Origin of the sequence: Nocardiopsis sp. NRRL B-16309 (assembly GCF_001279585.1) — a bacterium.
In the GTDB taxonomy this organism is placed as follows: domain Bacteria; phylum Actinomycetota; class Actinomycetes; order Streptosporangiales; family Streptosporangiaceae; genus Nocardiopsis.
The window spans coordinates 89,968-111,270 of sequence record NZ_LGEC01000003.1 but is presented as its reverse complement, the minus strand read 5'-3'; the positions used below and the strand labels follow the sequence as shown (position 1 = coordinate 111,270).

16 protein-coding genes and 5 tRNA genes are annotated in these 21,303 nt (G+C 73.1%); 10 read left to right on the top strand and 11 right to left on the bottom strand.

Going from position 1 to position 21,303, the window contains the following annotated elements; translation table 11 throughout:
- Positions 1-166: 166 nt before the first annotated feature.
- Positions 167-2,143, bottom strand: a complete 1,977-nt coding sequence (gene thrS, locus ADL05_RS02215; RefSeq protein WP_053615139.1) for a threonine--tRNA ligase — start codon at positions 2,141-2,143, stop codon at positions 167-169.
- Positions 2,144-2,671: 528 nt separating this feature from the next.
- Here thrS and ADL05_RS02210 point away from each other — a divergent pair.
- Positions 2,672-2,971 carry a PGPGW domain-containing protein gene (locus ADL05_RS02210; protein WP_197285654.1) on the top strand — a complete coding sequence of 100 codons (300 nt, stop codon included), beginning with the start codon at positions 2,672-2,674 and terminating at the stop codon, positions 2,969-2,971.
- Positions 2,972-3,187: 216 nt separating this feature from the next.
- On the opposite strand, the gene ADL05_RS02205 is transcribed toward ADL05_RS02210, so the two are convergent.
- Positions 3,188-3,261 (bottom strand) — tRNA-Val (locus ADL05_RS02205).
- 474 nt (positions 3,262-3,735) lie between these two features.
- Here ADL05_RS02205 and ADL05_RS02200 point away from each other — a divergent pair.
- A complete protein-coding gene (locus tag ADL05_RS02200) occupies positions 3,736-4,158 on the top strand; it encodes an SsgA family sporulation/cell division regulator (protein ID WP_053615138.1) in 423 nt (140 codons plus the stop codon).
- Between the two features lie 143 nt (positions 4,159-4,301).
- Here ADL05_RS02200 and ADL05_RS02195 read toward each other — a convergent pair whose 3' ends face one another.
- Positions 4,302-5,144, bottom strand: coding sequence for an aminotransferase class IV (locus tag ADL05_RS02195; protein ID WP_053615137.1), 843 nt, complete (start codon positions 5,142-5,144; stop codon positions 4,302-4,304).
- A 393-nt stretch (positions 5,145-5,537) separates the two neighbouring features.
- On the opposite strand from ADL05_RS02195, the gene ADL05_RS02190 reads away from it, so the two are divergent.
- The 5 genes from ADL05_RS02190 (at position 5,538) to ADL05_RS02170 (ending at position 6,536) form a co-directional block, all read left to right on the top strand.
- Positions 5,538-5,969 (top strand): roadblock/LC7 domain-containing protein, encoded by a 432-nt coding sequence (locus ADL05_RS02190; RefSeq protein ID WP_053615136.1) that lies wholly within the window; start codon positions 5,538-5,540, stop codon positions 5,967-5,969.
- A gap of 132 nt (positions 5,970-6,101) precedes the next feature.
- Positions 6,102-6,174, top strand: a tRNA-Gly gene (locus ADL05_RS02185).
- 67 nt (positions 6,175-6,241) lie between these two features.
- Positions 6,242-6,314, top strand: a tRNA-Gly gene (locus tag ADL05_RS02180).
- Between the two features lie 44 nt (positions 6,315-6,358).
- Positions 6,359-6,430, top strand: a tRNA-Cys gene (locus tag ADL05_RS02175).
- A 29-nt stretch (positions 6,431-6,459) separates the two neighbouring features.
- Positions 6,460-6,536 (top strand) — tRNA-Val (locus ADL05_RS02170).
- A 196-nt stretch (positions 6,537-6,732) separates the two neighbouring features.
- Here the strand turns inward: ADL05_RS02170 and ADL05_RS02165 are convergent.
- Together ADL05_RS02165 and ADL05_RS02160 are read right to left on the bottom strand one after the other, a co-directional pair.
- Complete coding sequence (locus ADL05_RS02165) at positions 6,733-8,154, bottom strand: TrkH family potassium uptake protein (protein WP_082376039.1); 1,422 nt, start codon at positions 8,152-8,154, stop codon at positions 6,733-6,735.
- Positions 8,151-8,858, bottom strand: a complete 708-nt coding sequence (locus ADL05_RS02160) for a response regulator (RefSeq protein ID WP_053615135.1) — start codon at positions 8,856-8,858, stop codon at positions 8,151-8,153. The genes ADL05_RS02165 and ADL05_RS02160 overlap by 4 nt, the downstream gene beginning before the upstream one ends.
- 290 nt (positions 8,859-9,148) lie before the next feature.
- On the opposite strand from ADL05_RS02160, the gene ADL05_RS02155 reads away from it, so the two are divergent.
- Positions 9,149-11,671, top strand: coding sequence for an ATP-binding protein (locus ADL05_RS02155; protein ID WP_053615134.1), 2,523 nt, complete (start codon positions 9,149-9,151; stop codon positions 11,669-11,671).
- Between the two features lie 334 nt (positions 11,672-12,005).
- Here the strand turns inward: ADL05_RS02155 and ADL05_RS02150 are convergent, their stop codons facing one another.
- The gene (locus tag ADL05_RS02150; protein ID WP_053615133.1) at positions 12,006-12,596 is read right to left on the bottom strand and encodes a hypothetical protein; all 591 of its coding nucleotides are present in this window, start codon (positions 12,594-12,596) and stop codon (positions 12,006-12,008) included.
- Between the two features lie 218 nt (positions 12,597-12,814).
- On the opposite strand from ADL05_RS02150, the gene ADL05_RS02145 reads away from it, so the two are divergent.
- Positions 12,815-14,056, top strand: a complete 1,242-nt coding sequence (locus ADL05_RS02145; protein WP_053615132.1) for a sensor histidine kinase — start codon at positions 12,815-12,817, stop codon at positions 14,054-14,056.
- On the top strand, positions 14,053-14,766 hold the full coding sequence (locus tag ADL05_RS02140; protein WP_053615131.1) for a response regulator transcription factor: 714 nt from the start codon (positions 14,053-14,055) through the stop codon (positions 14,764-14,766). The genes ADL05_RS02145 and ADL05_RS02140 overlap by 4 nt, the downstream gene beginning before the upstream one ends.
- 32 nt (positions 14,767-14,798) lie before the next feature.
- On the opposite strand, the gene ADL05_RS02135 is transcribed toward ADL05_RS02140, so the two are convergent.
- The 5 genes from ADL05_RS02135 to ADL05_RS02115 form a co-directional block, all read right to left on the bottom strand.
- Positions 14,799-16,235: a DUF5685 family protein gene (locus tag ADL05_RS02135; RefSeq protein ID WP_053615130.1), complete on the bottom strand. Its 1,437-nt coding sequence runs from the start codon at positions 16,233-16,235 to the stop codon at positions 14,799-14,801.
- Positions 16,236-16,432: 197 nt separating this feature from the next.
- On the bottom strand, positions 16,433-17,629 hold the full coding sequence (locus tag ADL05_RS02130; RefSeq protein ID WP_053615129.1) for a glycosyltransferase family 4 protein: 1,197 nt from the start codon (positions 17,627-17,629) through the stop codon (positions 16,433-16,435).
- Positions 17,626-18,453, bottom strand: coding sequence for a hypothetical protein (locus ADL05_RS02125; protein ID WP_053615128.1), 828 nt, complete (start codon positions 18,451-18,453; stop codon positions 17,626-17,628). Before ADL05_RS02125 ends, ADL05_RS02130 begins: the two co-directional genes overlap by 4 nt.
- 205 nt (positions 18,454-18,658) lie before the next feature.
- Positions 18,659-19,495: a siderophore-interacting protein gene (locus tag ADL05_RS02120; RefSeq protein WP_053615127.1), complete on the bottom strand. Its 837-nt coding sequence runs from the start codon at positions 19,493-19,495 to the stop codon at positions 18,659-18,661.
- 298 nt (positions 19,496-19,793) lie between these two features.
- Positions 19,794-21,119, bottom strand: a complete 1,326-nt coding sequence (locus tag ADL05_RS02115; RefSeq protein ID WP_053615126.1) for a glycoside hydrolase family 6 protein — start codon at positions 21,117-21,119, stop codon at positions 19,794-19,796.
- Positions 21,120-21,303 lie beyond the last annotated feature (184 nt).

Genomic DNA, 21,303 nt, shown 5'->3' with positions numbered 1-21,303 from the left:
GGGCGCGCACCGTCCGCTGAGCGCCCTCTCCCCGGTCCGTCCCGTCCCCCGGCGGTCGGCGGCCCCCGGCCCCGGCTCGCGGACGGCCCGGCTCCGGCCCGCACCGCCCCCGAACGCGACGGAGCGCCCGCCCGGATCCCCGGACGGGCGCTCCCCTGTCGGTCCGCTAGCGGCGCTCGCGGACGGCGGCCACGATCTCGGCCACCGCCTCCTCGATCGGCACACCGTTGTTCTGGGAACCGTCGCGGTAGCGGAAGGACACGGCGTTCTTGCTGATGTCCTCGTCACCCGCCAGCAGCATGAACGGGACCTTCTGCTTCTGGGCGTTGCGGATCTTCTTCTGCATGCGGTCGTCGCTGGCGTCGACGTCGACCCGCACGCCCTCCGCCCGCAGCCTGGCGGCCACCTCCTGGAGGTAGGGCACGTGCTCGTCGGCGATGGGGATGCCCACCGCCTGCACCGGGGAGAGCCAGGCCGGGAAGGCACCGGCGTAGTGCTCCAACAGGACCGCGAAGAACCGCTCGATGGAGCCGAACAGGGCGCGGTGGATCATCACCGGGCGCTGCCGGGTGCCGTCCGCGGCCGTGTACTCCAGGTCGAAGCGCTCGGGCAGGTTGAAGTCCAGCTGGATGGTGGACATCTGCCAGGTGCGGCCGATGGCGTCCTTGGCCTGCACCGAGATCTTGGGACCGTAGAAGGCGGCGCCGCCCGGGTCCATGACCAGTTCCAGGCCCTGCTTCTCCGCGGCGCGGCGCAGGGTGTCGGTGGCCTCGGCCCAGACCGTGTCGTTCCCGATGTACTTCTCCGGGTCCTTGGTGGACAGCTCCAGGTAGAAGTCGTCCAGACCGTAGTCGCGCAGCAGGTCGAGCACGAAGGTCAGCAGCGAGTCGAGCTCGTCCGCCATCTGCTCCTTGGTGCAGTAGATGTGCGCGTCGTCCTGGGTGAAGCCGCGGGCACGGGTGAGGCCGTGCACCACCCCGGACTTCTCGTACCGGTACACGGTCCCGAACTCGAACAGGCGCATCGGCAGCTCGCGGTAGGAGCGCCCGCGGGCGTCGAAGATGAGGTTGTGCATCGGGCAGTTCATCGGCTTCAGGTAGTAGTCCTGACCGCCGTCGAGCTGCATGGGGGGGTACATGCCGTCCGCGTACCAGTCGAGGTGCCCCGACTTCTCGAACAGCGTGCTCTTGGTGGCGTGCGGGGAGTAGACGAACTCGTAGCCGCTCTCCTCGTGCCGCTTGCGCGAGTAGTCCTCCATGACGCGGCGGATGACGCCGCCCCGGGGGTGGAAGACCGCCAGGCCCGAGCCGATCTCGTCCGGGATGGAGAACAGGTCCAGCTCGGAGCCGAGCTTGCGGTGGTCGCGCTTCTCCGCCTCCTCCAGGAAGGTGAGGTAGGCCTTGAGGGCGTCCTTGTCCTCCCAGGCCGTGCCGTAGACGCGCTGCAGCTGCGGGTTGGTCTCCTTGCCGCGCCAGTAGGCGGCGGCGGTGCGCATCAGTTTGAACGCCGGGATGGCCTTGGTGGTGGGCACGTGCGGACCGCGGCACAGGTCCTTCCAGCACTGCTCGCCCGTGCGCGGGTGGATGTTGTCGTAGATGGTCAGCTCGCCAGCGCCCACCTCGACGCCGGCGCCCTCGGCTGCCTCGGCCGCGTCGCTGCCCTTGATCCCGATGAGCTCCAGCTTGTAGGGCTCGGTGGCGAGTTCGGCGCGCGCCTCGTCGTCGGTGACGACGCGGCGGTCGAAGCGCTGGCCCTGCTTGACGATCTGCTGCATCTTCTTCTCGATGCTCTTGAGATCGGCGGGGGTGAAGGGCTCGGCGACGTCGAAGTCGTAGTAGAAGCCGTTCTCCACCGGCGGTCCGATGCCGAGCTTGGCCTCGGGGAACAGCTCCTGGACGGCCTGGGCGAGGACGTGCGCGGTGGAGTGGCGCAGGATCGCCCGACCCTCCTCGGACTCGATGGCGACCGGCTCCACGACGTCGCCGTCGGCCAGCTCGCAGGCGAGGTCGCGCGGCTCGCCGTTGACCAGGGCCGCGATGACGGTCCTGCCGTCGGCGTCCAGCGCCTGTCCCGCCGTGGTCGTGGCCGCCACCGCACGCGGGGTTCCGGCGAGGGTGATGTGCAGCTCAGGCGCGGCGGACACGGTGACTCCTAGAGGTGACGTGGATCGTGTGGGACGCCAGGGCGCGGCGCGCACGCGATCACGTGCCACCACCGCGGGCGGCCTGGCGTTTCGCCTTCGATGCTATCGGCTCCCGACCGGGGCCGCTGCGGCCGTCCACAGGCCGCGGCGCGGGCTCCCGGAGGGCGACGCGGACGATTCGGTCGATGGGATTCGGCCACCCCGCGGGAGCCGCCCATTGCCGACCAGCGCGGACGCAACGGGGCACGCATGGACGATCTGTCACGAATCATCACGTTCCCCGGCACCCGCCCACAGCGTGTCGGAAGACCATTGATCACGGATGCGAGATCAGTGACAATCAGCAGACATCTGACCACCTCTCACGCCGACCGAATGCACCCACTCCATCCGACCGAATACTGTGAGCGCATGTCACCGAGCCCACCGAGCGGCGGCCCACCAGCCCCGGAGACATCCCCCACTCACCCTGCCCACGTCCGCCGATGGCGGCGCCTGCGCGCGCGGCTGCGCCTCTTCCGCAGGCGCATGCACACCCATCCGGCGCTCCACCTGCCCTGGCTCATCCTGGTCGGCACGATCGGCACCGTCGTCATCCTGGCGGGACTGGTCATGATGGTCTTCCCCGGGCCGGGCATCGCCTCGGTCCTGCTGGGGCTGGTCATCCTCAGCACCGAGTTCCGGTGGGCCAACAGCCTGGTGCGGCCGGTGCGCGTGTGGAGCAGGCGCGCGGAGCGCTTCGGCCAGCGCAAGAAGGACGAGTACCTGGGCCGCTGGCGGGCGCGCCGCGCGGCCAGGGCGCGCCGGACGTCGCCGCGCCCGGAATAGGCGGGCCTCGAACTGGCGGCCCCCTGAAGAACAGGCGGGCCCGGGATGGGCGGGTCCTGAACAAGCGCGCCCGGAATGGGCGGGCCCGATTCCCCACCGGCAGCAAGCCGGAACCCCGCCCCGAGCGCGACCTTCCACGTTGCCCGGTTCCGACCGGACCGAAACCACGAAAGAGGGGCCGACTCCGTTCGATGCGGAGTCGGCCCCTCCGGGCTGTGGGCGATACTGGACTCGAACCAGTGACCTCGTCGGTGTGAACGACGCGCTCTAGCCAACTGAGCTAATCGCCCTGAGCTGCTGCCCCGTCCGCCCTATCGGCCGGACAACAAGAACTCTAGCGCATGTTCGAGGGTGGTCCGCGCACACCGTCCCACCGGGCGCCGGACAGCTATGTGACAGAGGTCACACCATGGAATCGGCGCGTTCACCCTGACGTCGCCGCACCGTCATGCACCCCGCTCAGGGAAGGAGTTCCCGCCCCCGCTCGCCCACCGCGGGGCGCCGAGTCATTACCATTACGTGACGCGGGCCACGCGACATGGGGAAATCTTTGGTTTCCCCTGGTCATTACAGTGACGAAGGATCGTGGAGCCGCCATGCGGCGCGCTGGACCCGCAGGGCGGGCAGCGAGACCTCCGGTCCCACCCGACCAAGAAAGTCTCCGTACTCACGTCATAGTCCGCGAACGAGCGCGTTGGAGCGAGTGAGACGGCAACCGACCCGCGCCGGAACAGCTGGGCCGGACGAGAAAAGGTTTGGCGAACATGAACAGTAGCGACACCACTGCCACCGCCGAGCTGGGCCTGCGGCTCGTGGTCCCGGAGCGCACCGCGGTTCCGCTGGTCGCGCGACTCGACTACGGCGCGAGCGACCCGTACGCGATCCGCGTGGCCTTCCACACGGGCGAGGACACCCCGGTGGAGTGGATCTTCGCCCGCGAGCTCCTGACCGTGGGCATCGTCCGCCCGGTCGGCGAGGGCGACGTGCGCGTGTGGCCCTCCAAGGACGACAGCGGCGAGCGCACCGTGAGCATCTCCCTCTCCTCGCCCTTCGGGCAGGCCGAGTTCGACACGCAGGTGTCCCCCCTCGCGGAGTTCCTGCACCGCACCTACGAGATCGTGCCCGCCGGCCAGGAGGCGCAGTTCGTGGACCTCGACGAGGAGATCCAGCAGCACCTGTACTCCTAGGGAGCCTTCGGGCGGGGACCCCACCGGACCCGCACCGGTCCCCGCCGCGTCCGAGGGCGCCCGCGAGGGACGGATACGAGGGCCCTGGACGACGACCGAGGGGCGGCGCCGCGAGCGCCGCCCCTCGGTCGTGCCCGACGCGCTCAGGGGTCCAGGCGCTCGGCGGCGTGCTCGGCGAACACCGCCGCCGCCTTGGCCGACACCGGCCCCGCTCCGGCGGAGACCCGCCGGCCGTCGATGTGCAGGATCGGCTGGACGTCGCGCCCGGTGGAGGTGAGGAAGGCTTCGGAGACCTCCGGAAGGCGCTCCATGGGCACGTCCTCCTCCTCGCCGCCGAACCACTCCAGGACCAGCTCGCGGGTGATGCCCGCCAGCGGACCGGCCGACAGCGGGGGCGTCACGAGCCGGCCGTCCAGCACCACGAAGACGTTGCTGCCGGTGCCCTCGCACAGGTTCCCGGCGATGTTGCGGAAGAGCGCCTCGGTGCCGCCGCGCTCCTTGGCGTAGGCCAGGGCGCGCACGTTGTCGGCGTAGGAGGTCGTCTTGAGCCCGGCCAGCGCGCCGAACTCGTTGCGCGGCCAGGGGGCCACCACGACGTCGGTGTGCGGCGGGATGTCCGGAAAGGGCCCCACCGCCACGATGGCCGTCTGCTCCCCCGGGGCGCGGTCCGACCCCAGCGGCCCGGCCCCGTCGGTCACGGTGACGCGCACCCGCGCGTCGGTGAGCTCCGGGTTGGCCGCCAGCGCCCGGGCGACACCGTCGGCGATCAGGTCGAGGTCGGGTTCGGCCATGCCGAGTCCCCGGGCCGACCGCGCCAGGCGGTGCAGATGGCGGGTCAGCGCGAACGGCCGCCCCTGCTTGGCACGCACGGTCTCGAACACGCCGTCGCCGACGGTGATGCCGTGGTCGGACACCGGAATACGGGCTTCGGCCCCCTCGACGACCGTGCCCCGGCCGTAGCCGGCCCCAGCGATCCACACCCTCATGGCAACCCCCCAGTTCTCGGCTGTCCGCGTGCGCGCGGCGACACCACGATCCTCCCACTCGGGAGTGTTCGGGGGCACCTGACGGGGAAGGCTGGTCTACCCGGGAGTACGCCGTGTTGGCAAGGCTCTGTCCGGCACCGGCCGCGGCGACGGATTCCGACAGACTATGACGAGGGCGTCGCCGCAGGTCAGAAAAGCACGGAACACGCGGAACCCACCCCGGTGACGCCATCGCCCACAGACAGATAAGTTACGAATGACTATCATCTGGGCAACGCTTATGCGGGGCCAGTGACGGCTGGCCCGTGCCCTTCCCCCCACAGAGGTCCGGCCAACGGTCCAGAGCGCGCGTGTCCCCCTCACGCCCGACCACCAGACAGAGCAAAGAGAGACATGACCCCACCGAGCACCGCCCGCGGAGAACTCAGCTGGCTGCTGGACGATCTCCTCACCCGGGCCTCCGGCACACAGCACGCCATCGTTCTGTCCACCGACGGGCTTCTCATGGCCACCTCCAGCGGACTGGACCGTCCCGCGGCCGAACACCTGTCGGCGATCGCCTCGGGCCTGCACAGCCTCGCCGGCGGCGCGAGCAAGCAGTTCTCCGCGGGAGGCATCCGGCAGAGCATCATCGAGATGGACCGCGCCTTCCTGTTCGTGGCCGCCGCCGGAGAGGGAGCCTGCATGGCCCTGATGTCGGACGCCGACAGCGACGTGGGCCTGATCGCCTACGAGATGAACAAGGTGATCGAACGGGTCGGGCAGTACCTGTCCGCGCCGCCGCGCCCCGACATGCCCTCGACGCCCGCGCACCTGGAGCAGTAGCCGGACCGCCCGGCGGGGTGTGATCGCACCCTCAGGAATCCGATTTCGCGCTTGGCCGGGTATCCGCTAGAGTTCTTAACGCAGCGAGGGGGACCACCGGTCGAACCGGTGAACGCCCCGGGAACTCGCCGCGCGGACGTGGCTCAGCTGGTAGAGCATCACCTTGCCAAGGTGAGGGTCGCGGGTTCGAATCCCGTCGTCCGCTCGGAAACGGTGCGTTCCGCCACCCCAGGGTGGCGGAGCCATCGGGCCGGAGTCCGCTCCGGCCACACGCGGACGTGGCTCAGCTGGTAGAGCATCACCTTGCCAAGGTGAGGGTCGCGGGTTCGAATCCCGTCGTCCGCTCGGAGAGGCCCATGCGGGTGTCACTCACGCCCCCGGTGCTTTCTGGCGGAGTGTCCGAGTGGCTTAGGTAAGGGACTGCAAATCCCTGCACACGGGTTCGATTCCCGTCTCCGCCTCGTATCACCTCGTCCCCCGACGAGGCCGAGGGCGATTAGCTCAGTTGGTTAGAGCGCTACCTCGACACGGTAGAGGTCACAGGTTCGAGTCCTGTATCGCCCACCAGCACCACCGCAGGCCAGAGCTTCGGCTCTGGCCTTTCGCGTACCCGGGGCTCCCCGGATGGGAGATGTCCGGGAGATCGGAGCTCTTCGGAGTTCGCGGCGCCGCCGTCGTCATCGGCATCACACCGGCCGGGCACGGTGGCTCCCCGGGCCCGCCTCCCGCTGGTCCTTCCGCTTTCCGCGCGCCGGGTGACCGGCTAGCCGACGATCGGGCGCTCTTCGGGGAGTTCGTAGCGGCGCGGGCGGCGGCGCAGCGCCAGGGCCGAGGCCAGGGTGATGGGGCCGATCCGTCCGACGAACATCAGGAAGACGATGACGGCCTCGCCCGCGACCGGCAGGTCCGCGGTGATGCCGGTGGACAGTCCGACCGTGCCGAACGCCGAGGTCGTCTCGAACAGGATCTCGTCGAGTGAGAACGGCGTGATGGTCATCAGCGCCAGGGTCGCCGCCGTCACCAGGCCGATGGCCAGCAGCGCCACCGTGGTGGTCTGCGAGACCACGCCGTCGCTCAGGCGGCGGCCGGACACGTGGACGGTCGGCTCGCCCCGCACGTTGGCGAGGATGACGAAGGCCAGCAGGGCGAAGGTCGTCACCTTGATGCCGCCGGCGGTGCCGGCACTGCCGCCGCCGATGAACATCAGGATGTCGGTCACCAGCAGTGTCTGGGTGTTCATCTCGCCGAAGGGCAGGCTGTTGAACCCGGCCGTCCGCGGCATCACGGCCTGGAAGAACGCGGCGAGGACCTTGCCCCGCAGGTCCAGGCCGCCCATCGTCGCGGGGTTGCGCCACTCCAGCAGGAGGAAGGCCGCGAACCCCACCACCAGCAGCACGCCCGTGGTCACGAGCGTGATTCTGGCGTGCAGCGACCAGTGGTACGGCTCGCCCCTGCGGCGGCTGAAGCGCCACAGCTCCAGCCACACCGGAAAGCCCAGCCCGCCGGCGATGACGGCCACGGCCACCGGAATCGAGATCCACGGGTCCCCGACGAACCCCTCCAGGCTGTCGGAGTACAGCGCGAAACCGGCGTTGTTGAACGCCGACACGGAGTGGAAGATCCCGAAGTAGACCGCCTGCCCGGGCGGGTCGCCGTAGTACAGCCACCAGCGCAGGGCGAGGACGACCGCGAGCAGCGCCTCGGCGATGACGGTGACGGTGACGATGCCCTTGACCAGTTCGCGGACGTCGCCCAGGGTCAGGCTCTTGGCCTCGGAGCTGGTGCGCACGGCCATGCGCAGGCCCAGCCTTCGGCCCACCGCCATGGTGAGCACGGTGGCCAGGGCCATGATCCCCAGACCGCCGATCTGGATCAGGGCGAGGATGACGACCTCGCCGAACGTCGACCAGTATCCCGGCGTGTCCACGACGATCAGCCCGGTCACGCACACCGCCGAGGTCGCCGTGAACAGCGCCGTGTCGAACCCGGCGCTCTCCCCCGACTCGGTCGCGGCGGGCAGCGCCAGCAGGCCGGTGCCGAGCAGGACCAGCGTCGCGAACGCCCCCGCCGTGAGCTGGGGAGGCTTGGCCCAGGTGGACAGGCCCTGGAGGAACCGGTCGGCCCGGTACCGCAGGCTCCGCCCGAGGCCCAGTGCCCGCTCCCGGACCCGTCGGCCGGCCGTCATCCGCTCTTCCCCTCGGTGCCCTCGGGGAGGAACCGCAGCCCGATGCCGGGTTCGGTGATGAAGTAGCGCGGATGCGGCGGGTCCGGTTCCAGGCGCTGCCGGATCTGGGTCATGAACACCCTCAGGTAGTGGGTCTCGGTGCCGTACGAGGGGCCCCAGACCTCCCTCAGGAGGCGTTCGTAGGTGACCAGCCGTCCCGGATGGCGCGCGAGCACCTGCACGATGTACCACTGCCGGGGGGTGAGCCGGACCGGCACGCCGTCGCGCAGGACCTGCTTGGCGGGAAGGTCGACGGTGAAGTGGGCCGTCTCCACGACGGCCTCCTCCTCGGCCGGGGCCGAGCGGCGCACGGCCGCACGCAGGCGCGCGAACAGCTCGTCCATGCCGAAGGGCTTGGTGACGTAGTCGTCGGCGCCCAGGTCCAGGGCCTGGACCTTGGTCGTCTCGGTGTCGCGTCCCGACAGCACGACGATCGGCACGGCGGACCAGCCGCGCAGTCCGCGTACGACGTCCAGCCCGTCCATCCCGGGCAGCCCCAGGTCGAGCAGGACCAGGTCCGGATGGTGCCGGGCCGCGAGCTGGAGCGCCTGCTCGCCCGTGGCGGCCATGTCGGAGGCGTAGCCGCGGGCCCGGAGGTTCACTTCCAGTGTCGCGCGGATGGCGGGGTCGTCGTCGACGACCAGGATCCGCTGTCGCTCGTCCATAGGGGTGGTTCGTCCTCCGTACCGAGTGCTGGACGCGTCGTCCAGCGCTGAATGGATGCTAGTGACCGGCACCGTCCGTACTGGTCAGGCGCGGTCGACCGCGAGTCGCCGGACGTCGGCGCGCCCTGCGGAGGGCGCCGGTTCGACTCTGGGGCACCGGGTGGACCGGCGCCACGTCGGACAACACTCCCTTAGCGCCCGAAAGGTCCGAATTAGCGCTACGTTAGCGGTCCGGCGTCCGAACCCCCGTCGAGCGGCGAGAAGAATGGGGGACGGAAGGGGGCGCGCCGATGACACGTGGTGAGCTGCGCATCTACCTGGGGGCGGCACCCGGGGTGGGCAAGACCCACCGGATGCTGGAGGAGGCGCACCGGCGGCGCGCGCGGGGCGAGGACGTCGTCGTGGGCCTGGTCGAACCCCGTGGCCGGGCCGACGTCGCCGCCCTGGCCGCCGGCCTGGAGACCGTCCCCCGCCGGACCGTGCGCCACCTGGGCTCCGCGTACGAGGAGATGGACCTGGCCGCCGTCCTGGCGCGGTCCCCGCGGGTCGTGCTCGTGGACGATCTCGCCCACACCAACGCGCCCGGGTCCGGGCACCAGGCGCGCCGACAGGACATCGACACCCTCCTGGACGCCGGTATCGACGTGGTGTCCACGGTCGACATCCGGCACATGGAGTCGCTCAGCGACGTCGTCCGGCACATCACCGGCGCCGCCCCGGGCGCGGTGGTCCCGGACTCCTGGGTCCGCCAGGCCGACCAGATCGAACTCGTCGACGCCGCCCCGGAGGCGCTGCGCCACCGGTCGGCGCAGGGCCGGGGCGACGGCCACGCGGAAACCGGTCCGGTCCCGGGCGGCGGCGTCCGGCCCGGCGACCTCATCGCCCTGCGCGAGCTGGCCCTGCTGTGGCTGGCCGACCAGGTGGACGGCCAGCTCGACCGCTACCGGGACGAGAACGGCGCCGCCGCGGGCTGGCGGGCCAGGGAACGCGTGGTGGTGGCGCTGGCCGGCGGGCCCGAGGGGGACGTGCTGGTCCGCCGGGCCGCGCGGGTGGCGGCGCGGAGCAAGGGCGCCGACCTGATGGCGGTCCACGTCGCCGACGGGCGCGGTCTCGCGGAGGCCGACCCCGCCGTGCTCGCCCGGCAGCGCGTACTCGTCGAGGACCTGGGCGGCACGTTCCACCACGTCCTCGGCAACGACGTCCCCACGGCGCTGATCGAGTTCGCGCGCGGGGTGAACGCCACCCAGCTGGTCCTCGGGGCCAGCCGCAGGAGCCGTCTGGCCCACGTGTTCTCTCCGGGCGTGGGAGTGACCACGCTGGCGCTGTCGGGGTCGATCGACGTCCACCTGATCGCGCACGAGGGCGTCAGGGCGAGCGCGGGACCGCGGCCGCGGGGGGCACTCTCCCTCCGGCGCAGGATCACCGGGTTCGCGCTGGCCCTGGCGGCGCTGCCGCTGCTGGCCCTCGGTGTCGGCCTGCCGCACGACGAGAACGTGTTCCCCAGCGGCCTGCTCCTCGTGCTCGCGCTGGTCACCACGACCTCGCTGGTCGGCGGCATGTGGCCCGCGCTCCTGGCGGCCGTCGCCGGTTTCCTGACGATGAACTTCCTCTACACCGAGCCCTACCGCACCCTGGGCATCGACGACCCGTTCAACATGCTCGCGCTCGCGGTGTTCCTGGTGGTGGCGGTCTCGGTCAGCGTCGTGGTGGACAAGGCGGCCCGCCGGACCCGGGAGGCGGCGCTGGCCAGTGCCGAGGCGGGGACCCTGGCGGCGGTCGCGGGCCACGTGCTGAGCGGGTCGAGACCGCTGGAGGCCCTGCTGGAACAGCTGCGGGAGACCTTCGCGCTGGACTCGGTCGCGCTGCTGGAGCGGCGGCCCGGCACGCCCGCGGGGCCCGACCACCGCCAGGACCCGAACCTGTGGACCGTGGCGGCGTCCGTGGGCGAGCGGCCGGGTCTGGCCCCGGGTGACGGGGACGTGGACGTGCCCATCGACGACTCCCTCGCGCTCGTACTGAGCGGGCGGCGGCCGGAGGCGGCCGACCGGCGCATCATCGAGGCGTTCGCCGCCCAGTCGGCGCTGGCCCTGCGCCAGGGGCGGCTGGCGGACGAGGCGGCGGCCGCCAAACCCCTGGCCGAGGCCGACCGGATGCGCACCGCCCTGCTGGCGGCAGTCAGCCACGACCTGCGCGCGCCGCTGGCCTCGGCGAAGGCCTCGGTGACGAGCCTGCGCAGCCGGGAGGTGAGCTTCGGCCCGGAGGACCAGGAGGCGCTGCTGGCCACCGCCGACGAGTCCCTGGACCGGCTGACCGCCCTGGTCTCGGACCTGCTCGACATGAGCCGCCTCCAGGCGGGGGTCATGGGGGTCAGGGCCGTCGACCTGCCGCTGCGGGAGAGCGTGCTGCGGGTGCTGGACCAGCTCGGTCCGCGCGGCCGCCCGGTCCGGGTGGACCTGCCGGAGGACCTGGCGCCGGTCCGGGCGGACCCGGGCCTCCTCGAACGGGTACTCGCCAACGTGGTCGACAACGCGCTGCGCTTCAGCCCGCCGGACCGGCCGCCGACGGTCACGGCCGCCGCCACCGGCACCGGCCTGGAGATCCGGATCATCGACCACGGGCCCGGGGTGCCCGAGTCCGGGCACGGACGCATGTTCGTGCCGTTCCAGCGCCTGGGCGACACCGACCACGACACCGGGCTCGGCCTGGGGCTGGCGCTGTCCCGGGGCCTGGTCCAGGCGATGGACGGGACGATGGAGCCGGACACCACCCCGGGAGGCGGACTGACCATGCGCGTCACCCTGCCGCGGGCGTGACGGACCGGGCCCCCTGCCGAGAGGCTGACGCCGCGCGTGACACCGCCGAAGGCCTGGGCCCGGGTCTCCTACCGAGGGCCTGGAAACCCGCATCACCCTGCCGAGGGCCTGAGGGACCGTACCCCCTGCCGCGGGCGTGAGAGACCGGGCCACCGTGCCAGGGCCGACCACGCGCGTCGCACCGCCGAGGGCCTGGAAACCCGCATCATCCTGCCGAGGGCCTGAGGGACCCTGCCCCCTGCCGAGGGCCTGCGGGCCGGGCCTCCGACCGAACGCCTGGAGCCCGCGTCACCGTACCGTGCCTCCGGTGTCGTCCACGGTCGTGCTCGGGTGGTCAGGCGACCGCCACCGCGACGGGCTCGGGCTCCCCCGCCCTGGCCCAGAGGACGGCCGCCAGCCAGACCACGGACGCACCGGCCAGCACGTGCACCGCGATGGACAGGGGCGAGTCGGGCAGCGGGGCGACGACGGCGAGCGCGGGAAGGGCGACCGTGTACCCCCACGCCGGAACGCGCGGGTGGACGCGGGCGCGGACCATCGAGGCGCCGAACAGGACCGAGCCGAGGGCGAAGACCAGAGCGGAGGCGAGCACGACGAGTCCGGTGGGACCGCCCATGAGCTCGCCCAGGACCGCGTCGTCGAGGTGGAACAGCGCGATGTTCAGGCTGAACGCCGCACCGCCGAACAGCCCGAGGCCCAGCAGGTTCACCACGTGGGCCGCCGTGCCGAAACCGCCGACGGCGGCGGTCTGGCGTGCGTGGAGGGCGACGGCCAGAGGAACGGCCAGGGCCGGGGACAGGCCCAGCAGAAGGCTGGTCAGGGCCGTCTCACCCGTCACCAGCTCGACCGCGGCGGGACCGGCCATGAAGGTGCCGGAGAGGAGGCCCAGAGCGGCGCTGGAACGGAGCAGGACCGACGTGTACACGTGAGTTCTCCTTGGGAGGGGGCGGCGACCGCGGACGCGGCGTCGGACACTGCGACCCTAGGAAGGGACACCGCGGCGGCGTCAGTACCGTTCGGCCACACCCGCGGCCGACCGGCACGTGCCGGTCGGCCGAAGATGCGCCGATGAGGGCTCCGGCGCCCTCCCCGCCGGGGCGGCTCGCCTACGCTCGTCCCCAACGGCGACAGGAGGTCGGGCGGATGAGTCGACGGCACGGCGATCCGACGGGTCCGGCGCGGGCCCTCCCGTGGGTCTCGTCCATGGTGTACGCGGTCGTCGGTGTCGCGGGCCTGTACTTCGAGGTCGCGGACCTGGACGGCGACGGCGCCCGCGCCCCGGTCCGGACGGCCGGCTTCGCCGGCTGCCTCGCGCTGCTGTTCGCCCTGGAGTTCGCCGAGCGGCGGAGCTTTCCGGTGCGCACCCCCGGCGGCCCGGCGGCCGCCCTCCTGGTCGCGCGCGCGGTGCTGTTCGTCGCGGTGAGCGCCCTGGACCCCTCCGGCCTCTCGCGGGTGCTCTTCGTCCTCGTGCCGTTCGCCGCCTACCTCGCGTTCGGGCGCGCGGTCAGCCTGGCGCTGGCGGGCGTGTGCCTGGTGCTGATGCTCGGCGGCTACACGCTGTGGGTGCCAGGCTGGTACACCGAGGCGACCTACGTCTCCGACCTGCTGATGTTCGCCGTGGGACTGGCCCTGGCCATCGCGATGGCGGGGGTCGCGGTCCGCGAGCAGCGGGGGCGGCTGCGCCTGGAGGAGTCCAACGCGCGGTTGTCCGCCTACGCCGACCGGGTCGCCGAGCTGTCGGCGGCGGCGGAGCGCAACCGGCTGGCCAGGGACATCCACGACAGCCTCGGCCACCACCTCACCGCCGTCGCGGTCCAGTTGGAGAAGGCCGCGGAGTTCGGCGACCTGGACCGGGCGGTCGCCGAACAGGCACTGGCGGACGCCCGGTCCTCGGCCCGGCGGGCACTGGAGGACGTGCGGCACTCGGTGCGCGCCCTGCGCGCGGAGGGCACCAGGTGGCGCCTCTTCCCCGCGCTGGCCGACCTGGTGCGGCAGACGGGCGGCGGGCGCCCGGAGGTCGTCCTCTCCGTCGAGGGCGAGGAGGAGGGCTGGGACGAGGCGACGCTGATGGTGCTCTACCGGGCCTGCCAGGAGGCGCTGACCAACGCCCGCCGGCACGCCCGGGCCCGCCGGGTCTCGGTGGCGGTGGCCGTCGGTGCCGACCGGGCGCGGCTCGACGTCGAGGACGACGGTGTCGGGCTGTCCGCCGCGGCGCGCGAACCTGCCGGTGTCGGCCTGCTCGGCATGCGGGAGCGGGCCGCGCTCGTCGGCGGCGGCGTGCGTCTGGACGACCGGCCGGGCGGGGGCACCCGCGTCTCGGTCGTCGTCCCCCGTCCCGACCGGGACGCCGGTCCGGCGCGGGTGGCGGAGGAGAGCCGGGGATGAGTGCACGGGAGCGGGGAGCGGCCCCAGGGGACGGGCCGACCGGACACGACGGGGCGTCCGCGCGCGTCCTCGTCGCCGACGACCAGCGCCTGGTCCGCGAGGGGATCGCGTCGCTGCTGGGCATCCAGCCCGGTATCACCGTGGTGGGGACCGCCGTGGACGGGGCGGACGCCGTGGACCGGGCCCTGGAACTGGAACCCGACGTCGTGCTGATGGACGTGCGCATGCCCGTCATGGACGGCGTCGAGGCCGTCGCCGTCCTCCGGGACCGGGCACCGGGGTGCCGGATCGTGATGCTCACGACCTTCGACGACGAGGAGTACGTGCTGCGGGCCCTGCGGGCCGGCGCGGTCGGCTACCTGCTCAAGGACCTGCCGGCACGGGACCTGGCGGAGGCGGTGCGCCTGGCCCGCGCCGGCGTGGCCCAGTTCGACGCCTCGGCCGTGGCCCGCCTGGCGGCGGCACTGCCCGACCCGTCCGGCCGCGTCGGCGCGCCGCGGGCGGGCGCCTCGCGCGGCGGTCCGCTGACCGAGCGGGAGACCCAGGTGCTGCGGCTCATCGCGGTCGGTGCGACCAACCGCGAGATCGCCGGTGAACTCTTCCTCAGCGAGGGCACCGTCAAGAACCACATCTCCCGGATCCTGGTCCGGCTCGGCCTGCGGGACCGCACCCACGCGGCGGTCTACGCCCGCGACCACGGCCTGATCTGAGCGCGGGGCCGAACGCCCGCCGTCCCGACCGGTCAGTCGCAGCAGCAGGTGCAGTCGTCACAGCAGCTACAGCATTCGCAGCAGTCGCACCAGGAGCTGCGCGGCTTGCCCGTCCACGGTCCCGGGTGGGGGTCGCGGCAGCAGAACTGGCAGGTGCAGCACATGAACAGCGCGACGGCGCACCCGGAGAACACACCGCGCCGCCTGGCCGGGAACTCCTGTCGGGGCGTCTGGCACGAGCAGGAACCGCAGCACCGGTCCCCGTCCCTGCCGCCGCCCGAGCCCTCGCCCCCGCCCCCGGGCCCTTCGTATCCCTCGTAGTGGCTCCCGGAGTCGATGCCGTCGTCGCGCCGGCGGCGGTTCCGCTGGTGCGGAGGCTCGCCGTGGTGTCCGTATCCCTGGTGCCCCTGGCCGGGGTAGACGTGGCCGGGTTGCCCCTGCCCCGGGTACCCGTGACCGGGGTGCCCCTGCCCCGGGTGTCCGTGGCCCGGGTGTCCGTGGCCCGGCTGCCCCTGCCCCGGGTGTCCGTGACCGGGATGTCCCTGGCCCGGGTACCCATGGCCGGGATGTCCCTGGCCGAGCTGACCCTGCCCCGGGTGCCCGTGGCCGGGGTGTCCGCCGTGCGCGAAGGCGCGCTCGACGGCGCGGCGCAGCTCCCGTTCCAGGAGCGCGCGCACCAGGCGGTCGTCGTCGAACTCCACCTCCCGCAGCGCCAAGCCGACGCCGAGGATGGCGTCGTCGCACAGTGCGCGGACCCGGCGGAGTTCGGTGCCCGTGGCGGTGATCGGGTTCCACGCTCCCCTGGCCGCGTCCTCCTCACGGTCCTCGACCGCGTCCAGCAGGTGCGCGACCCGCCCGAACAGGCGTCCCGCCTCCCGCAGCGGCGCGGTGTTGGCCGGGCGCGCGGCCAGGACGGCGGTGTGCGCGAACGCCTCGCCCGTGGCCTCCTCGGTCGGCCGCGTCACCGCCAGGAGGTCCGTGCCGGGCCCCGCCGCCAGCTCGGCCTCGCGCTGGCGGTCGACCACCGCGACCAGCGCCGCTCCGTCGAACCCGAGCCCGGCGCCCGACTCCTGCGCACCGCGCCGCCAGCGCTCGGCCACCCTCCCGGCGAGGGCGCGCACGCCGCGGCGGCCGTAGAGGCCGTCCCCGTCCTCGATGTGGTCGGTGATCTTCGCCGAGGCCAGCAGGAGGGACACCGACGCGGCCAGGTGCGCCCCGGATCCGTCTGCGACCTCGGCCCCCCGCATGCCGCGCAGCGGGCAGCGGCCGGCCGTGCGGGTGCCCGCGCACGCCTCGGACTGGGCGGCCGTCAGGACCGACACCACCAGTCCGTCGTAGTTCGTGGCCACGCGCGAGGCCTGTCCGTGGTCGTCGCGCAGTGCCAGGCACAGCCCGCACATGTGGGACATCCACTCCTCGGCCAGTCCGTCGGCCAGGGTGTGGCGGCACGGTCGCAGGATTCCGAACACGGGCGGGTACCTCTTCTCCTGGGGGCACGGCCACGGGACTCCGGTGGCTCCAGCGTGATACGACGCCGGGACCGGGTCTCCGGTTCCGTGCTCAAGAGCAGGTCACGGCAGCGCACGACCGCACCGGGGCTCCCGGGCTCCCCCTCCCGGAGGTTCCGGCACGGGCGCCCCGCGCCGCGGGGTCTTCCTGGCGCGCGCTACCACCATGCCGGGCGGCGCCGCGGGCGGCGACCGGCCGAGCGCTCCTCGATGAGGCGCTCCCACCGCTCCACGATGGGGCCGATGGCGTAGCGGCCCGCCGACCGCACCGCCTCCCGCCCCATGCGCACCCGCTCGTCGCGGTCCTCGACCAGGCGCAGCATCGCGGCGGCGAGCGCGTCCACGTCCTGGTCGGGGACGAGCAGCCCGTCGCGGCCGTCCTCGATGATCTCGCGGGGGCCGTGCGGGCAGTCGAAGCTCACCGCGGGCACGCCCACCGAGAAGCCCTCGATGATGGTCATGCCGAAGCCCTCCACGCGGGAGCTGACGGCCAGGATCGAGGCCTTGGCCAGTTCCCCGGTGAGGTCCTCGACGCGCCCCATGAGGGTGACCTGGTTGCTCAGCCCCAGGTCGACGATCCTCCGGCGCAGCGCCGAGTCCTTGGTGCCTCCCCCGTAGATGCGCAGCCGCCACTCCGGGTGCTTGCCCGCGACGACGGAGAACGCCTGCACGAGCTTGGGGTACTGCTTGACGGGCGCCATCCGGCCCGCACCGACGATGATCGGGTTGTCCTGCGTGGACCTGGGGTAGTCGCGGTCGGGCAGCGGGTTGGGCATCGCGGTCAGCCAGTCGGGGTCGGCGTCCAGGAGGACCCGGTAGGCGTCGCGGTCCGCCTCGGTCAGGACGGTCATGCCGTCGAGCCTCGGGTAGCCGCGCGCGATGAGCCCTCGCAGCTCGTCGGAGTGGTCCGCCAGGTTGACGTGCTCCTGGCCGATGGCCAGCACCCGCCGGGGCGCCCACCGGGCCAGGAGGAGGTTGATGCCGGGACGGGTGCCGACAACGACGTCGGCGTCCGTCCCCTTGAGGTAGCGGCGCAGCGCGGCCATCGCCGCGGGGGTGTAGAAGTTCTCCCGCCGCGCCTCGCGCCCGCCCAGGAGCGCGGCCGTGCGGCGCCGGGACACCCGGTCGGAGACGCGCCCCAGGCGGGTCGGCGGATTCCCCCGGCCGGCGCCGGTCCGCGTCAGGCCGCGCAGCCCCACGCCGTCCGGGACGGCGAAGAACGGCTCCTCCCGGTGGCGCACCAGGCTGACGATCTCCACCTCGTGGCGTTCCGACAGTCCCTCGGCCAGGTTGTAGACGGTACGGACGGTCCCGCCCATCCCGTAGCCGTTGGCGATGAGGAAGGCGATCTTCAACGGCCACCGCCGGTGTGCTCGACGGCGAGGAGGGAGAGCTCGTCCTTGACCGTGTAGTAGGGGCGGACCCGCACCCCGGCGGCGTCCCCGGCTCCCCGGGCGTCCACCACCGCTCCGGGGTAGACGATCTTGTGCTTCTTGCCGACGATGTCGTCGGCGTGCATGGCCAGCCGCAGCTCCCGGCGGCCGTCGGGCGTCCGGAGCCAGAGGTCCCACTCGTTGTGCCGGCGTTCGCGCACGTGCGCGTCGGCGACCGGCGCCAGCGGGATCACGCAGTGGAACCGTGCCCCGTCGAGTTCGGCCGGGGCGGTCAGCCGGCCGTCCAGGTGCCTCTGCCGGGCGACGACCTCGGCGGTGGCGGCGCCGCGCCGCTCGGGGGCGTAGGCCAGGACGCCCGAGACCGTGACGGTTCCCTCCGCGGCGTCGACCTCGACCCAGACCACCTCGGCGTAGGGGGTGGCGGCGGCCGCGCGCACGCGCAGTCGCCCGTCCCGGTCCCGGAGCGTGCGCAGTTCGCGCTCGCGCCGGCCCCGGAGGTAGGTGATCCGGTCGGCGAGGCTGAGGCCGGTGTCGCGTGTGGACAGCGGGACCGAGCGTCCCCGCCCGTCGACCCACAGCACGTCCCAGACGCCGTCCGCGAGGGGCAGCCCGGCCAGTCGCGCGCGCACGCGCGCCCCCTCTCTTTCCAGGTCGGTGACGCGGATCGCCGCTTCCTCGTCCCCGTGCCTGCGCAGGGCCAGACCGGCCCCCGTGTCCCCGTGGTCGGAGTCGAGCCGAAGCTCCAGGACGTCCTCGGCGTCGATCCGACTGAGCTCTGCACGCATGTAACCTCCACTTCCTCGCCGCGCACCGGTACCGGCCGGGTGCAGGCCAGTACGACTCGGGGCGCGGCTCGCACTCCCGATGAGCGGGGGGATGGAGTGGTATTCGGCCATGATGGCGAAGAGGGCGTTTCGTCCGGTTAAAGGCCCTGGTCCACGAGCGGGCGGAGGCCGGGTCGTCCGGGTTCGGGCCCGGACGGCCGCGGGATCACGTCTCCTGTTCCTCCTCGACCTGACGGTTCCAGTCGCGCTTGGCGGACTGCCAGCCGTCCTCGTTCAGGCCCAACCGCCAGTAGCCCGAGACCGACAGCCGCTCCCGGGGCACCCCGAGGTCCCCGCGCAGCCACCGGCGCAGTTCCTTGACGAATCCGGCCTCGCCGTGCACGAACGCCTGCACGTCGCCGGGAGGGAGTTCCAGGTCCCGGACCGCGGCGAGCAGGCGCTCGCCGACCCGGCTGGCGCCCCGGTGCAGCCATGTCACAGTCGCGTCCGCGTCCGTGTCCAGCTTCTGCTCCTCCTCAGGACCGGCGACCTCGATCAGGACCCGGGCCCGCGCGCCGACGGGCAGCCGCTCCAGGGCGGCGGCGATGGCCGGCAGCGCGCTCTCGTCGCCGACGAGCAGGTGCCAGTCGGCCTCGGGGGCGGGCGCGTAGCCGCCGCCGGGACCCGCGAAGTGGACCTCGTCACCGGGCCGGGCGCGGGCCGCCCAGGGGCCGGCGACGCCCTCGTCACCGTGGATCACGACGTCCACGGCCAGTTCGCGCCGGTCGGCGTCCCACCAGCGCACGGTGTAGGTGCGCATGAGGGGCCACTGCTCGCGCGGCAGCTCCTCGCGGATACGACCGAGGTCGAACGGGCTGGGGTAGGTGACGCCCTCCGGGGGGAAGAGCAGCTTGATGTAGTGGTCGGTGAACTCTCCGGCGGAGAAGTCGGCGAGCCCGGGGCCGCCCAGCACGAGGCGGAGCATGTGCGGGGTGAGCCGCTCGACCCGCTCCACGCGCGCGTGCGTGGCCCGCGGGTTCCTGCGCCCAGGACGTTCGGCCATGGGATGTTTCCTTCCTCGCGTGGACGCTCGGCGTCCGCCCGCACGGGGTGCGGGCGGACGCTGTCACAGTACGGGAACGCGCGCTCCGGACCGCTCCGCGGCGGCGGTGGCCCGTGCCGGGCCCGGCCGCTCACCGGCACGCCCTGCCCGGCCCGCGCAGACGCGGTCGCCGCTGCGCGCTCTCCCCGGTGGCGGCGTCGGCATAGCCGCGTCCCCGCCGCCTGCCCGTGACGGGCTCCCCGCGAGGGGTGCGGGTGGGACGGGCTCCGGGCCCGCCCCACCGTCACCGCGGACCCGCTCAGTCCGCGGCGCACTCCAGGTCCGGGGCCCCGCTCCCGGAGCCGGTGCCCGTGAAGCCGAACTCCGCGCTGTCACCGGCGCCCAGCGCGCCGTTCCAGCCCAGGTCGCTAGCGGTGACCTGAGCCCCGTCGGAGACGATGTCGGCGTTCCAGCCCTGGTCCAGGCGCCGACCGTCGGTGTAGGTCCACGTCACGGTCCAGCCGTCGACCGGTGCGTCGGCGGTGACCGTCACCGCCGCCTGGAAGCCGCCCTCCCAGTCGGAGACCACCGTGTACTGCGCGGAGCAGTCGCCGTCACCGGGCGGGTCGCTCGGGTCCTCCCCGGGGTCGGAGGGCTCCTCACCCGGATCCGTGGGGTCCACCGGGGGCAGGGGCGCGTTCACGGCCATGTCGTAGGCGGCCTGGGGGACGAACTGGCCGGCGGGGGCGATGCAGCCGTCGGCCTCGCCCGGCAGTTTGGTCCAGATGAAGGCGTCGATCAGCGCGTTGCCGGTGCCCGTCGTGCTGGGCAGGCCGATCATGCGCCCGGGCGGGTCGCACCACTCCCCGTCGGACGCGGGCCCGTTGCCGTTGCGGCTGGTGTCGATCACGGCGCCCAGCCCGGACACGCCGGTGGCGGCGATGACGGACTCGGCGAAGGCGACCTCGTCGTCGGTCCAGTTGTAGTTGGAGGTGTTGGTGGCGATCCCGTGCGCGCTGTGCGCGATGTCCGCGCCGTTGAGCAGGTCGGCGGCCTCCTGGGGCTCCAGCCAGGCCGAGTGGCCGATGTCGAAGTAGACCCGGGCGTCGGAGGAGCCCTGCATCAGGGCCTGGCCCGCGTGGGCCATCGATGCCAGGAGCTGGGAGGGGTCGCTGCACGCGCTCACCAGGGGCAGTGCGTCGGGCTCCAGGACGATGGTCGCGGGGCGGCCCTCCAGGCCGGCGGCGACCTCGTCCACCCAGTCCCGGTAGGCGTCGTGGCTGGGCGCGCCGCCGCCGCTGTGGTTGCCGCAGTCGCGTCCGGGGATGTTGTAGACGACCAGGATCGGGGTCTGCCCCTGGGCGTCGGCGGCGCTGACCACCGCGTCGACGTCGGCGCGGACCTCGTCGGGGTTGTGCTCGGTGAACCAGGTCGCCTGGGCGACCGAGGCGATGCGGTCGGCGATCACCTCGGCGCGGGGGTCGTCCGGGTTCTCACGGACCCAGACGGCCGCCGAGGTGTCGGGATTGACGTAGAACTCCGGTTCGGCGGCTGCCGCGGACGGTGTGCCGAGCAGCGCCGCCGCGGCCGCCAGGGCCGTCGCTGAGCCGAGCACGGCTCCGATGGCTGTGCGTGTGCGGGACATGGGCCTTCCTTCGGTCGGTGTACGTGCGGTCCCCCCGCCACCCCCGTGCTCATTGCTTCTGGGAGCGCTCCCAGTCCCGCAGGCTACCCGCTGGAACCGCCCGGCCCCAGGGGGGTAACCGCGGTTTTTCGCGGAATCCGCCCCGGGGCGCGTACGGCGTCCGTCACCGGATCGGAGACGAGCC

Bases quoted from the DNA above. Each gene is read 5' to 3' on its own strand.
- ADL05_RS02160 (WP_053615135.1), bottom strand. From the start codon at position 8,858: ATGGACGAGCGACAGCGGATCCTGGTCGTCGACGACGACCCCGCCATC.
- ADL05_RS02115 (WP_053615126.1), bottom strand. From the start codon at position 21,119: ATGTCCCGCACACGCACAGCCATCGGAGCCGTGCTCGGCTCAGCGACG.
- ADL05_RS02195 (WP_053615137.1), bottom strand. From the start codon at position 5,144: ATGAGGGTGTGGATCGCTGGGGCCGGCTACGGCCGGGGCACGGTCGTC.
- ADL05_RS02145 (WP_053615132.1), top strand. From the start codon at position 12,815: ATGAGTCGACGGCACGGCGATCCGACGGGTCCGGCGCGGGCCCTCCCG.
- ADL05_RS02125 (WP_053615128.1), bottom strand. From the start codon at position 18,453: ATGCGTGCAGAGCTCAGTCGGATCGACGCCGAGGACGTCCTGGAGCTT.
- ADL05_RS02155 (WP_053615134.1), top strand. From the start codon at position 9,149: ATGACACGTGGTGAGCTGCGCATCTACCTGGGGGCGGCACCCGGGGTG.
- ADL05_RS02200 (WP_053615138.1), top strand. From the start codon at position 3,736: ATGAACAGTAGCGACACCACTGCCACCGCCGAGCTGGGCCTGCGGCTC.
- ADL05_RS02210 (WP_197285654.1), top strand. From the start codon at position 2,672: ATGCACACCCATCCGGCGCTCCACCTGCCCTGGCTCATCCTGGTCGGC.
- ADL05_RS02140 (WP_053615131.1), top strand. From the start codon at position 14,053: ATGAGTGCACGGGAGCGGGGAGCGGCCCCAGGGGACGGGCCGACCGGA.
- ADL05_RS02190 (WP_053615136.1), top strand. From the start codon at position 5,538: ATGACCCCACCGAGCACCGCCCGCGGAGAACTCAGCTGGCTGCTGGAC.
- ADL05_RS02165 (WP_082376039.1), bottom strand. From the start codon at position 8,154: ATGACGGCCGGCCGACGGGTCCGGGAGCGGGCACTGGGCCTCGGGCGG.
- ADL05_RS02120 (WP_053615127.1), bottom strand. From the start codon at position 19,495: ATGGCCGAACGTCCTGGGCGCAGGAACCCGCGGGCCACGCACGCGCGC.